Source organism: Candidatus Methylomirabilota bacterium (assembly GCA_035315345.1).
Lineage (GTDB): Bacteria > Methylomirabilota > Methylomirabilia > Rokubacteriales > CSP1-6 > CAMLFJ01.
This window is the reverse complement of record DATFYA010000129.1, coordinates 1-12553: the sequence shown is the minus strand read 5'-3', so window position 1 is coordinate 12553 and position 12553 is coordinate 1. Positions and strand designations below refer to the sequence as shown.

Annotated in this window: 14 protein-coding genes; 3 read left to right on the top strand and 11 right to left on the bottom strand. The window is 69.9% G+C overall.

Features of this window, described 5'->3' with window-relative positions; translation table 11 throughout:
- Positions 1-90 precede the first annotated feature (90 nt).
- From VKN16_17510 to VKN16_17480, 7 genes are all read right to left on the bottom strand, one after another.
- Positions 91-1602, bottom strand: coding sequence for an alkaline phosphatase family protein (locus tag VKN16_17510; GenBank protein HME96006.1), 1512 nt, complete (start codon positions 1600-1602; stop codon positions 91-93).
- Positions 1603-1689: 87 nt separating this feature from the next.
- Positions 1690-1875 carry a hypothetical protein gene (locus VKN16_17505; GenBank protein HME96005.1) on the bottom strand — a complete coding sequence of 62 codons (186 nt, stop codon included), beginning with the start codon at positions 1873-1875 and terminating at the stop codon, positions 1690-1692.
- Positions 1876-1959: 84 nt separating this feature from the next.
- Positions 1960-2199 (bottom strand): hypothetical protein, encoded by a 240-nt coding sequence (locus VKN16_17500; GenBank protein ID HME96004.1) that lies wholly within the window; start codon positions 2197-2199, stop codon positions 1960-1962.
- A 130-nt stretch (positions 2200-2329) separates the two neighbouring features.
- On the bottom strand, positions 2330-2629 hold the full coding sequence (locus VKN16_17495) for a MoaD/ThiS family protein (protein HME96003.1): 300 nt from the start codon (positions 2627-2629) through the stop codon (positions 2330-2332).
- 10 nt (positions 2630-2639) lie between these two features.
- Positions 2640-4934: a xanthine dehydrogenase family protein molybdopterin-binding subunit gene (locus tag VKN16_17490; protein HME96002.1), complete on the bottom strand. Its 2295-nt coding sequence runs from the start codon at positions 4932-4934 to the stop codon at positions 2640-2642.
- A gap of 3 nt (positions 4935-4937) precedes the next feature.
- Positions 4938-5414, bottom strand: coding sequence for a (2Fe-2S)-binding protein (locus tag VKN16_17485; GenBank protein HME96001.1), 477 nt, complete (start codon positions 5412-5414; stop codon positions 4938-4940).
- Positions 5414-6274, bottom strand: a complete 861-nt coding sequence (locus VKN16_17480) for a xanthine dehydrogenase family protein subunit M (GenBank protein ID HME96000.1) — start codon at positions 6272-6274, stop codon at positions 5414-5416. Before VKN16_17480 ends, VKN16_17485 begins: the two co-directional genes overlap by 1 nt.
- Positions 6275-6375: 101 nt before the next feature.
- On the opposite strand from VKN16_17480, the gene VKN16_17475 reads away from it, so the two are divergent.
- Both VKN16_17475 and VKN16_17470 read left to right on the top strand, forming a co-directional pair.
- Complete coding sequence (locus VKN16_17475) at positions 6376-6984, top strand: paraquat-inducible protein A (protein HME95999.1); 609 nt, start codon at positions 6376-6378, stop codon at positions 6982-6984.
- A gap of 20 nt (positions 6985-7004) precedes the next feature.
- The gene (locus VKN16_17470; GenBank protein HME95998.1) at positions 7005-7916 is read left to right on the top strand and encodes an MlaD family protein; all 912 of its coding nucleotides are present in this window, start codon (positions 7005-7007) and stop codon (positions 7914-7916) included.
- 22 nt (positions 7917-7938) lie between these two features.
- Here VKN16_17470 and VKN16_17465 read toward each other — a convergent pair whose 3' ends face one another.
- Positions 7939-8574 (bottom strand): hypothetical protein, encoded by a 636-nt coding sequence (locus VKN16_17465; GenBank protein HME95997.1) that lies wholly within the window; start codon positions 8572-8574, stop codon positions 7939-7941.
- 59 nt (positions 8575-8633) lie between these two features.
- Positions 8634-10364, bottom strand: coding sequence for a thiamine pyrophosphate-dependent enzyme (locus VKN16_17460; protein HME95996.1), 1731 nt, complete (start codon positions 10362-10364; stop codon positions 8634-8636).
- A gap of 149 nt (positions 10365-10513) precedes the next feature.
- On the opposite strand from VKN16_17460, the gene VKN16_17455 reads away from it, so the two are divergent.
- Positions 10514-11515 carry an ABC transporter substrate-binding protein gene (locus tag VKN16_17455; GenBank protein HME95995.1) on the top strand — a complete coding sequence of 334 codons (1002 nt, stop codon included), beginning with the start codon at positions 10514-10516 and terminating at the stop codon, positions 11513-11515.
- A 47-nt stretch (positions 11516-11562) separates the two neighbouring features.
- Here VKN16_17455 and VKN16_17450 read toward each other — a convergent pair whose 3' ends face one another.
- Entirely contained in the window at positions 11563-11988 is a 426-nt protein-coding gene (locus VKN16_17450; GenBank protein HME95994.1) for a cupin domain-containing protein, read from the bottom strand.
- Between the two features lie 28 nt (positions 11989-12016).
- The coding region (locus VKN16_17445; GenBank protein ID HME95993.1) for a dienelactone hydrolase family protein at positions 12017-12553 on the bottom strand (537 nt) is incomplete at its 5' end.

Below are 12553 nucleotides of genomic sequence, written 5' to 3'. Positions count from 1 at the left end.
CGGCGTCCGACGTAACGCGCGCCGGTAGCCTTCCGGCACCGGGGGAAGGCTACCGGCGCGGCACCACCTGCGATGGCGAGCGACGCGGCGTCACGACACCCGCCAGCTCTTGTCGATGTAGCGGCGCCCCTCGACCTCGGTCACCTGGATGGCGGCCCGGTACCCATGGACCCGGGCCATGTGAACCCGCGTCTCCTCGAGAACCTGCTCCTGATCGGGTCCCGCCTCGAGCGCCTCGGCCAGCACCCGGCCGTCCAGCGTCACGCCCGCGGCGCGGCCTGCTCGGTCCGGATCGTGCCCCAGCAGCGCGAGGATGGTCGGCGCCACGTCGGCGTTGCCCGCCGCCGCGCGCATCGTCGTCTCGCGCTTGAACCCGGCCCCCCAGCCGAAGAGCGTGTTGCGCACGTTCCACGGGCTCATGCTGCCGTGATCGCTCGCGTAGAGGCGCGCGCCGCCGCTCACGCAGGCCAGGTCGCTGCCCCGGATGCCGAACGCGTTCGGGCGCGAGGTCCAGGGAAACGTCAGCAGCAGGTCGCACGCCCGCTCGGGATTGGCGGCGTGGATCAGATCGAGGGAGAACGTGCCCTCCGCCGCGCCCAGCGCGTCGCCGGGCGTCTTCGCCGCCGTGAACATCACTCCGCCCCAGTCCTGCGCCTGGACGAGCCGCGCGATGCGCGCGATGCGCTCCGGATCGCGTCCCTCGACATGGAGTGCCACCGCCTGCCCGCTGCTGGCCAGCACCACGTCCGGAGAGTCGGGCGCCGCCTTGAGCCCGGCCGCCACGAGCGCGGCCGCCACGTCGACCCCGCCCGTGTTCGTGCTGAAGCCGTGGTCCGAGGCCACCAGCACCGCGACGCGCCCGGCGAGCCCGAGGGCGTCCAGGCTCGCGAGCACGGACGCGATCTCGGTGTCGTCGTGGCGCAGGGCCTCGCGCGAGGCCGGCGAGCCCACGCCGCCGTGGTGCTGGCTGTGATCCGGCTCGGTGAGCCAGTTGATCACCACGTCCGGCCGCAGGTCCGGCAGCACGTACTCGCGCAGTACCCGCTCGGTCCAGGACACCGAGGCGTCGTAGCGCGCCGCGCCGGCCGTCTTCACCGGAGCGGCGCCGAACCGCGACAGGATCGCCTCGCTGACCTCGGCGGGATAGGCCACCGTCTTGCCGGGATCGAAGTAACCGTTGACCAGGACACCGATGCCCGCCGGGGCCCGCGGGTTCAGCAGGAAGGCGCTGCCCGTCGAGCCCGAGCTGACCCCGGCCAGCCGCAGCCCGAGCCCGTGGAGGCGCTCGGCCAGCGTGGGGGCCAGCAGCAGGCGGCCGCCGCTGACCCGCTCGAGGTCGAGCAGGTTGCGGTGGTTGCCGCTGTCGAGCGCACGGCCACGGTCGATCGCGGGGACGTAGAGCTGATTGCCGAGCAGCCCGTTGCTCCCGGGCTGGGTGCCGGTCGAGAGCGCGGCCGCGTTGACGCGGGTGACGGTGGGGAAGACGGCGTGACTGCTCGCGAAGCTTACCCCCTCCGCGCGCAGGCGGAAGAGGGTGGGCGTCTCCGCGCGGGTGATGGAGTCGGGGCGGAGCCCGTCGACCACGAAGACGATGACGAGCATGGGGTCAGGTCTTACATTCCGACATTTCCGCGCGCATCGCCCGGGCGATCAGGTCAAAAATGTCGGAATGTAAGACCTGACCCCGCTCTAGATGCCGACGATCTCGTTGAACCGGCCGAAGCCGATGTAGAGCGTGGTGTGCGCGACCAGCTCGATCACCTCGGCCTCCGAGAACTGGGCGCGCACCTCGGCCCAGAGCGCGTCGTCGACCTTCCGGTGATCGACGGCCAGCTTCTCCGCGAACCGCACCGCCGCGCGCTCGCGTGGAGTCAATAGCTCGGAGGTGTCGTCCTCGATCGCGGCGATCTTCTCCTCGGTCGCGCCAGCATGCCGGGCCCCGGCATAGCGGGCCTTCAGTCAGTAGCGACAGGCGTTGAGCCCCGCGATCTTGATCCGCACCAACTCGCGGATGACCGGGTCGATCGTGCCCTCGCGCACCAGCGCGCCCCGGAAGGCGGCGAGCGCCTTCACCACCGCGGGATTCCGCGCATAGGTGCGCGTGCTCGCCGACGTGCCGATCTGCCGCTCCGACTCCTCGCACAGGTGCCGGATCTCGACGTCCACCTCGTTCATCCCGAGCGGCTGCATCCTCGCCATCGCTTTCCTCCTGGGTGCCTCACCTGGGGTCAGGTCTTGCATTACGACATTTCTGGGCGCTGGAGGAGACGGGTCTCCTTCCGGCTGACACGGTGACTTCTCTTTTCAATGCGCTCGGCTCGCCGTTGGCTCACCTCGCAAGGCTTCGGCCGCGGGCAGCCGTTGGTCCGCGGTCGGCCCCCGGCCCCCCGCCGGCGATCTGGGGGAGGAGGAAGACTTCGCTGTCGTCGTGGATCGGCGCGAAGAGGGCGTCCTGGTAGATCTGGCCGTCGATGGCGACCGCGACGCCGGTCTCGAGATGCCGCTCGAGCGCCGGGTGCAGCGCGGTGAGCTGCCGGAAGAGCTGCTGGACGGACGTCGCCGAGAGATCGAACTCGGCGACGCCGCCCGTCACCTGCGCGAGGTTGCCGACCAGCACCACTCGCGCCATGCGTGCACGATCAGGCCTTGTTCAGGCCCTTGTCCTTGAGCGCCTTGAGCACCTTGGGCGGCGACATCGGCAGCTCGGTGAAGCGGATGCCGGTGGCGTTCTCCATCGCGTTGGCGATGGCGGCCAGCGGCGGGACGATTGGCGTTTCTCCCACCCCACGCACCCCGTAGGGATGCTTGGGGTTGCCGACCTCCACCAGCACCGTGTCGATCATCGGCACGTCGGAGGCCACCGGCATGCGGTAGTCGAGGAAGCCCGCGTTCTGCAGCTTGCCGTCCTCGCCGTAGATGTACTCCTCGTTCAGCGCCCAGCCGATGCCCTGCACCGCCCCGCCCTGGTACTGCCCCTCGACGTAGGCCGGATGCAGCGCCCGGCCCGCGTCCTGGGCGACGGTGTAGCGCAGGATGGTGGCCCGGCCGGTCTCCGGGTCCACCTCGAGATCCACCAGGTGCGTGCCGAAGCTCGGGCCGGCGCCCTGGGCATTGATGCGGCCCACGCCCCCGATGGGACCGCCGGTCTTGCCGGAGACCTTGGCGAAGTCGGCGATGGTCATCGGCTTGACCTTCTCGGCGAGCGCGCCGAGCGGCCGCACCGCGCCGTCCTTCCACTCGACCTGGTCGGGCTTGGCCTCCCACAGCTTGCACGCCCGCGCGATCAGATCGTTCTTGATCTGCCGGGCCGCCTCCACGATGGCCATCGAGCCCGAGAACGCGGAGCGGCTGCCGCCGGTGAGGAAGTTGAAGGACAGCGAGCCGGTGTCGCCGATGATCGGGCGCACCTTGTCGTAGGGCACGCCCAGCTCGTCGGCGGCCACCGAGGTGAGCGCCGCGCGCAGGCCGCCGATGTCGGGGGTGCCGGCCATCAGCGAGATCGTGCCGTCCTCGTTCACGGTCAGCGACACCGAGGTCTCGCCGCCGATGTTGAACCAGAATCCCGAGGCCACCCCGCGGCCCTGCCACTTCCGCAGCGGAGTGTTCCAGTGCTCGGTCTTCTTGATCGAGTTCAGCGTCTCCTCGAGGCCGATCGGCCCGAACTTGGGCCCGTAGGCGGCCTTGGTGCCCTCGCGGGCCGCGTTCATCATGCGCAGCTCGATGGGATCGAGCTCGAGCTTCTTGGCGATCTCGTCCACCACGCTCTCGACCGCGTACTCGGAGATCGGCGCGCCGGGGGCCCGGTAGGCCGCCACCTTCGGCCGGTTCGAGACCACGTCGTAGCCGATCACGTGCACGTTCTCGATATCGTAGGGCGCGTAGGCGCACATGGTGCCGGGCTGCACCGGCGAGCCCTGGAACGCGCCGGCCTGGTACTTCAGCTCGGCGAACCCGGCCACGAACTTGCCATCGCGGGTTGACCCCATCTTCACGCGCACGGTGGCTCCAGAAGTCGGGCCCGAGGCCTTGAACACTTCTTCGCGCGACATCACCATCTTCACCGCCCGCTTGGCCTTGCGGGACAGGGCGATGGCGAGGGGCTCGAGGTACACCACGGTCTTGCCCCCGAAGCCGCCGCCGATCTCGGTGGCGGTCACCCGCACCTTGCCGATGTCGAGCCCGAGCAGGCGCGCGCAGTGGGCGCGCACGATGAAGTGCCCTTGCGTCGTCGTCCACAGCTCGACCGAGCCGTCCTCGGACGCGCTGGCCAGCGCGGCGTGCGGCTCGATGTAGCCCTGGTGCACCGGAGCGGTCTTGAACTCGCGCTCCACCACGAGGTCGGCCTTCTTGAAGCCGGCCTCGACGTCGCCGACCTTGATCTCGACGCGCTTGGCCACGTTCGAGGGCTTCTCCGGCTTCGGCTCCACTCCCACCGTGAACAGGTCGTCGTGGAGCAGCGGCGCGTCGGGGCGCATGGCGGCGACCACGTCGATGACGTGGGGCAGCACCTCGTACTTCACGTCGATGAGCTTGAGCGCGCGCCGGGCGATGGCCGCGCTGGTCGCGGCCACCGCGGCCACCGCGTGCCCTTCGTACAGCGCCTTCTCGCGGGCCATGACGTTCCGCACCACGTCCTTGTAGTTCATCATCATCTCGCCGGCCGGGATGAACTCGGACGGCTGATCCCCGAAGTCGTCCCGGGTAATGACCGCCTTCACCCCGGGCAGCGCCTCCGCCTTCGAGGTGTCGATCGCGACGATGCGGGCGTGCGGATACGGGCTGCGCAGCACGCGGCCGATGAGCTGGCCGGGCAGGTTGAAGTCGGCCCCGAAGCGGGCGCGGCCCGTCACCTTGTCCACGCCGTCCGGACGGATCTGCCGCGTGCCGACGTAGCTGTGTCCGTTCGCCTGGGAGTGCCCGTTGGTCTCGGCCATGTCCTATCCCTTTCTCATGGCGGCCGCGGTATCCATCACCGCGGTCACGATCTTGTCGTAGCCGGTGCACCGGCACAGGTTGCCGGCCAGCCAGAAGCGCACCTCGTGCTCGCTGGGATCCGGGTTCTTCTCGAGGAGCGCCTTGGACGCGACCAGGACACCCGGGGTGCAGATGCCGCACTGCAGTGCGGCCGCTTCCAGGAACCGCTGCTGCAGCGGATGGAGCGAGTCCCCTTTGGCCATGCCCTCGATCGTCTCGACCTTCCGTCCCGAGATCTCGCAGCCCAGCACCAGGCACGAGCAGACCAGCCGCCCGTCGAGCATCACGCTGCAGGCCCCGCAGTCGCCGGAGGCGCAGCCTTCCTTGCTGCCGGTCAGGTTGAGGGTGTCGCGGAGCACGTCGAGCAGCGTCTCCTCCGTCTCGCAGAGAAACTCCACCGCGTCTCCATTCACCGTCGCTTCGATGTGATGCTTGGCCATCAGTTGCTCCTCGCTCGGTCCAGTGCGATCAGGGCGCTCCGCCGGGCCAGCACGGCCGCCACGTCGATGCGGAACTCGGTGGTGCCTCGCTTGTCGTCGATGGGACGGCACGCGGCCCGCGCCGCGGCCTCGAGCCGATCCTGCGCCGGCTTGTCCAGCCGGCTCCCGATGATGGCCTGCGCCGCCTCGGGCACCAGGAGCACCCGCGCCGCCACCGCGCCCAGGCTCACCCGGGCCGCGCTGATGACGCTGTTGGCGTCGAGGCTCAAGCTTACCCCCGCCCCCACGACCGCGATGTCCATTTCGGTGCGTGGGATGAAGCGCAGATAGGCGTCGCTCGAGCGGGGCGGCCGCGGCGGCAACAGGAAGGAGGCCACGATCTCGCCCTTCTGGAGCGCCAGCTTGCGGGGTCCGAGCATCACGTCCTCGACCGGCAGATCGCGTCGGCCTCCCGGTCCCACGAGCGAGGCGACCGCGCCGGCCGCGATCAGCGCGGGCACGCTGTCGGCGGCCGGCGAGCCGTTGCACAGGTTGCCGCCGAGCGTCGCCCGGCCCTGCACCTGGGTCGAGCCGATCAGGTTGGCGGCCTCGATCACTCCCGGCCAGACCTTCTTGAGCCGCGGATGCTCCTTCAATTCCGCCCCGGTGACCGCGGCCCCGATGCGCCAGCCGCCCTTTTCCTCGGTGACCGCGCGGGTCTCGGGAATCCGCTTGATGTCGACGATCAGGTCGGGATCGACGACGTCGGCGCGCATCTGGACCAGGAGGTCGGTGCCTCCGGCCAGGACCCGCGCCTCGCCCTTCGCTCCGGCGAGGAGGGCAACTGCTCCTTCCAACGACTCCGGTGCCTCGTATCGCATGTGTGGTGTCTGGCTCCTCGGTGTGGTCGAACGGTTCAGTCGAGCATCATACCTTAACGCCGCGACACGGTAGGCCCTGGAATTGCAGCACCGCCTGAAGCGTGGACACGGTGGTCTGCTGCAAGGTCTGTGGCCTGGTCCAGCACCAGGGACCGCTCGCTCCCGGCATGCTCGCGGAATGCGTACGATGCGGGGCACGCCTCGGCGACCACAAGCCGAACAGCCTGTCCCGCACGGCGGCGTTCACCCTGGCCGCGCTGGCTCTGTACGTTCCCGCCAACGTCTTTCCAATCCTGCGCATGGATCTGTACGGCGTGCACTCGGAGAACACGGTCTGGGAGGGCTGCAAGACGCTGTTCCAGCGCGGCGAGGTCCTCGTCGCGATCGTGGTGTTCCTGGCCAGTCTGGTGATCCCGTTCCTCAAACTACTCGGGCTTTTTTTCCTGGTCGTGACCACCCGACTCCGCTCCCGCTGGCGCCGGCCGCTCCGAACCTGGATCTACCGCGCGATCGACCTCGTCGGCCCCTGGGCGATGCTCGATGTGTTCCTGCTGGCGATCCTCGTCTCGCTCGTCAAGCTGGGCGAGCTGGCGACCGTCATTCCCGGCCCGGGACTGTTCGCGTTCAGCGCGGTGGTGGTGTTGACCATCCTGGCCTCGAGCAGCTTCGATCCGAGCCTGATCTGGGCCGAGCCCGACGGCGAGCCGTGACCGATCCGCCGAAGGGTCCGATGCCGGAGGAGCCGCCGCCCGAGCCGATTCCGGCGGACCGCGCCGCCGATCCGTCGCTGCCGCGCGCGACGATGCGCAAGCGCCGCTGGAAGCTGCCGTTCGTCTGGATCGTGCCGCTCGTCGCGGCGATCGTCGCGGGCAGCCTCGTCTACCAGCGCATGCAGGAGCGCGGCCCCACCATCACGATCCGGTTCCGCGACGCGAGCGGCGTGAAACCGGATCAGACCGAGATGCGCTATCGCGGCGTGCCGGTCGGCCAGGTCATCCGCGCCGAGCTGACCTCCGATCAGCAGCACGTGCTGGTGAGCGTGCAGCTGCACCACACCGCCGAGGGGCTCGCCCGCGAGGGCTCCGTCTTCTGGATCGTGCGCCCGGAGATCGGCTTCGGCACCGTGCGTGGGCTCAGCACGGTGCTCACCGGCTCGTACATCCAGTCGATGCCCGGAAAGGGCAAGGCGAAGAAGGACTTCGTCGGGCTGGAGTCCGCCTCCCCGACCATGGGCCAGCCCGGCATGACCGTCACGCTGGCCTCGACCCAGATCGGGTCGGTGCGCGTGGGCTCGCCGATCTTCTATCGCGGCGTCGAAGTCGGCTCGGTGACCGCGCTCGAGCTGAGCCGCGACGCGACCGCCGCGCAGGCGCGCGCGTTCATCTCGCAGCGGTACGCGCGCCTGATTCGCGTCGGCTCGCGCTTCTGGATGGTCGGCGGCGTGGACGTCGACTTCGGCCTGTTCCGCGGCCTGCAGATCAACGTGGACTCGCTCCGGTCGCTGGTGACCGGCGGCATCGCCTTCGCCTCGCCGGACGAGGGCGAGATCGCCCGCGAGGGCACGACCTTCCTCCTGCACGACAAACCACAGAAGGAATGGCTCGACTGGCGACCGAAGATCACGATCCCGGCCGGAGACTGACCCGAAGCGTCGGGCCATCGAGTCATCGGGCCAGGTAGCGCTCGAGCAGGCGCTGGAACTCGGCGGCCACCACCACGCCGCCCATGAGCTCGCCGGTCTCCGGGAAATAGGCGCGGCCCAGCGTGGTGCCGTCCACCAGCCAGAACGTGAGCCAGTATCGGGCCTCGGCGGCGGCGTGCGGGACCGGCCGGCGCGCCGGCGCCCGGGTGATCATGTCCACCAGCGTGCTGACGTCCTCGGTCGACGTGATGCGCGCCGCGGTCGCCTCCGCGCTGGGCTCGCCGCGCCAGACCTCGATCGCCTCCACCCTCCTGGCGATGTCGAAGAGCGCCCCCCCGACCCGGGCCCGCGGATTGCGCCAGGCCTGGTAGAGATAGACGCGGCCGCTGGACACCGCGGCGAGGCGGAACTCGGTGGCGAATCCGCGCACCGCGTACATCCGGGTGCCGGCGGGCAGGAAGGCCGCACCGCCGTCCAGGCCGTACGAGCATCCGCGATTGTCCTCGCCGATGGAGCAGGCGACGGTCGCGAACTCGATCCCGAGGTCGTCCCGCGTCAGCTCTCGACCCGGCTCGTCCGCGAAGCGGATGTAGTCGATGCCGTCGAAGGTGACGAAGTCGAGCAGGCTCGACGTGCTCAGCGATCCCGCGAGCGCCACACCGCCCAGCACCGCCAGCGCGAGGGCCAGCGTGCCAGCGCCGACGCCGGTCCGCGTCCTCAGAGCTGCCAGTCCTGGTACCAGGTGGAGTCGGCGCCGATGCCCTCGCGCGCCACCGCGACCTCGATCAGGTACGGGCGGTTCTCGCGGGTGATCTTGTCCATCCCGCGGCGGAGGGCCGGCTCCAGGTCCTTCACCGTGGTGACCGCCTCGCCGTCCACGCCCTGCGAGCGGGCCAGGCCCACGTAGTCCACCGGCGGCGCGCTGAGCCAGAGGCCGGGGTACTTGCCCTCGCGGATCATCTTGGCGTCGGGCATCTCGCGCGCCCAGTTGTGGCGCACGATCTGGTAGCTCTCGTTGTTGGAGACGATGGTGAGGATCGCGGTGTTGTAGCGCGCCATGGACCAGAAGCCAGAGGCGCTGTAGCCGAGGGCGCCGTCGCCGAGATGCAGGACGACCGGGCGCTCGCGGCCGGCCGCGATCTTGGCCCCGATGGCCGCCCCCACTCCGAAGCCGAGCGAGCCGCCGCCGCTACGCGTCCAGGTCATGCCGCCGTGACCGAACGGCAGGAGCGTCAGGCGCGCGGTCGAGCTCTCGTGCACCATCACCGTGCTCGTCGGCAGCACCGAGGCCAGCTGCGCCTCCAGCACCGCCGGGTGCACCGGGATGTCGTGCTCGTGCTCGCGGGCCAGCTTCTCCTCGCGCTCGATCAGGTTGGCCGCGAAGGCGCGGACCTTGCCGCGCTGGGGCGCCCACGATGATGCCTTGTCGCCGTGCAGCCGCCCCAGCGCCCGGGTGACGCCGCCCAGCGTCTCGCGCAGCTCGCACTGCGCGGCCAGGTCGAGCGGATAGTGCCGGCCCATCAGGAGCGGGTTCGGCCCGATCTGCATCACCACCGGCTCGCTCACGCTGCCGTGCACGCCCTGGCAGCCGACCAGGAAGATCAGGTCCGGCTGCAGTCCAGTGGTCTGGGTGAAGTCCTTCGGCACCGGGTAGTTGCCGCAGAAGAGCGGATGCCGCGTGGGGAAGTTGGGGAAGATCTGCCGGCTCGCGAACACCGGCGCCTCCAGCGCCTCGGCCAGCGCAACCGCCTCCGCCGCCGCGCCGGTGCGCCAGACATCGTCGCCGAACATCAGCACCGGACACCTGGCTTCACCCAGTCGCCTGGCGATCGCCTCGATGGTCGCAGGCCGCGCCGGCCCCGGCCGCTCGATCTCGTAGCGCGCATCCTCGCCGATGGTGGCCTCGAGCCCCTCGGTGTGCAGCAGCTCGGCGCTGATCGAGAGGTACACCGGCCCCGTCGGCGGCGTGGTCGCCTCGCGCAGCGCGCGGATGGTGGCCACGCTGATGGCCTTGGGGTTGGTGTGCACCTGGTAGGCGCAGCGCGCCTCTTTCGTGATCGGGCGCATCGACTCGGCCTGGCTCAGCCCAGGAAACGGCGCGAGCCCGCGATAGTCCTGAAGCTCCGAGGCCCAGTCACCCGCGATCACCAGCAGCGACGAGCCGGCGACCTGGGCATTGAAGAGCTGCCCCGCGAGCTGGTAGGAGCCGCCCATGACGTGCGCGATGACCACGCCCACCTTGCCGCTGACGCGGTGGTAGCCGTCGGCCATCGCGGCCACCAGCCCCTCGTGCTTGCCGACCACCAGGCGATTGTCCCCATCCTCGGCGATGGCGGCGAAGAGCCCGGTCTCCGCCGAGCCCGGGTTGGTGAACAGATACTCGACGCCCGCGTCCTTGAGCGTCTGGAGCAGCAGCATGCCGCCGGTGCCGGTGATGGTCTTGCGCATGGTCTTGGCCCCTGGTGTGCCCCTGATGTCGTTGTCGTCGGCCCGCCGCTACCCGGGCCTCACGGGTCGAAACACTACACCACCCCGTCGACCTCTCGGTCCGGTTTCATGGGTTGCGTTGCGACGGCCCCCGGCGCAGAATCCCCGCGATGCGCGGCGGCGTGACGATGGGACGACGGGGATTCCTGACCCTCACGGCCGGGGTCCTTCTCGCCCCCGCCGGGAAGGTGGCCGGGCAGGCAACCGGGAGGGTTCACCGGATCGGGTTTCTCGGGAACTCGACCGAGGCGCTCGAGGCCAACCTGGTGGGCCCGTTTCGCGAGGGGCTTCGCGAGCAGGGCTACGTCGAGGGTCGCGACCTCATCGTCGAGTATCGCTGGGCCGAGGGGCAGTACGAGCGCTTCCCGGCCCTCGTCCAGGAGCTGATCCACCTCAAGGTGGACGTCATCGTCACCGCCGGGACTCCCGCCGCCCTCGCGGTCAAGCGGGCGACGACCAGGATCCCGGTCGTGATGCTGGCGGTGGGCGACCCCGTCGGGAGCGGACTCGTCGCGAGCCTGGCTCACCCCGGCGGCAACCTCACCGGGCTCGTGGGGATCGCGCCGGATCTCGAGGGCAAGCGGCTCGAGCTGTTGAAGGAGATCGTGCCGCGCCTGTCGGCGGTCGCGTTCCTGACGAACCCGGCGAATCGCCTCCACGTCACGTCCGAGAAACAGGTGCAGGAGGCGGCGCGCGCTCTGCACCTGAGGGTGGAGTTCTTCCCGACGCGGACCGAAGCCGAGTTCGACCGGGCATTCCAGGCGATCGCGGCCTGGCGGCCTGGCGCCCTGGTCATGCTGGCCGATCGGGTGTTCCTGCACAGCCGGGCGCGCATCGTGGAGTTCACCGAGCGATCACGCCTGCCCGCGGTCTACGCCTACTCCGAACTGGTCGAGGCGGGAGGCCTGATGTCCTTCGGCCCCAGCTATCCGGGCATGCACCGACGCGCCGCGTACTACGTGGATCGGATCCTCAAAGGGACGCGGCCGGCCGATCTTCCCATGGAGCAGCCGTCGAAGTTCGAGCTGATCGTGAACCTGAAAACCGCTCGGAGCCTCGGCCTGACGATTCCGGAGACAGTGCTCCTGAGGGCCGATCAAGTCCTCGAGTGACACCCTCTCCTCGAACGAGGAGAGGGTCCGCGAGCCTCGGTGAGGAGCTAGCGTGCGGCCGCCGCGGCCTCCGGCATCTTCTCCACCACCACCGTCGGATGCACCGCCGGCGAGTAGATCTCGAGGATCTCCAGGTCGTCGGTGCACTCGAGCTCGTTGTGCACGATGCCGGCGGGCTGCAGCACGCAGTCGCCCGCGTTGAACGTGCGCTCGCCATGGCCCTCGTAGACGAACTTGATGGTGCCACGGAGCACGTAGAACATCTGGAAGTCGCACTCGTGCTTGTGCAGCCCGGTGGTGTGGAGATCGTGGGTGTCGCCGCCCTGCTTCACGCGAATGATGTGGGCGCGCATCTTGCCGTGGGTGGCGTCGGCGATGCCGAGGTCGCGGTACTCCATGAAGCTGCGGAGGCCGGGCTGGTAGACGGCGTCCTTGGCGAGGCTGGCGCTGAACTTCTGCTTGGGCTCGGTCATGTCGGTTCTCCTCTGGGTGCGGTGCGCGTCAGACGGTGCGCTGCAGGAAGCCGGTGGTGAGCGGCCAGGTGAGATCGGCGTAGTAGGGCTGGAAGCCCGGGTTGTCGGGATGGCGGAAGCCGTGCTGCGCGTCGGAGAAGAAGTGCCACTCCACGAGCTTGCCGTTGGCGAGGAAGCTCTGCCAGAGCGGGCCCTGGATGGCCGGCGTCGCGATGTAGTCCTGGCCCGCCGCGAACACGAGCGCCGCGCACTGGAGCGTCCTGGCCAGGTGGAAGGCGTGACGGGGCCGGTGCCCAGTCTCGGGCTCGTCGCGCACCGAGGGGTAATAGAGCACGATGGCCTTCACCGACGGGTGATCGGCCGCGAACGGGATCAGCAGCCGCCCGCCCATGCAGTGGCCGATGCAGCCGGTGCGCGCGGGATCGGTCCCCATGCGGTCGATGAGGTAGCGCCAGGCCTCGTCCATCTTGCCCAGGAACTCGTCGTCGCCGTGCTTGGCCTGCAGATCCGCGCCCATGCCGATGTGGGTGGTGCCCGCGATGCCGAACATGTTGAAGAGATCGGG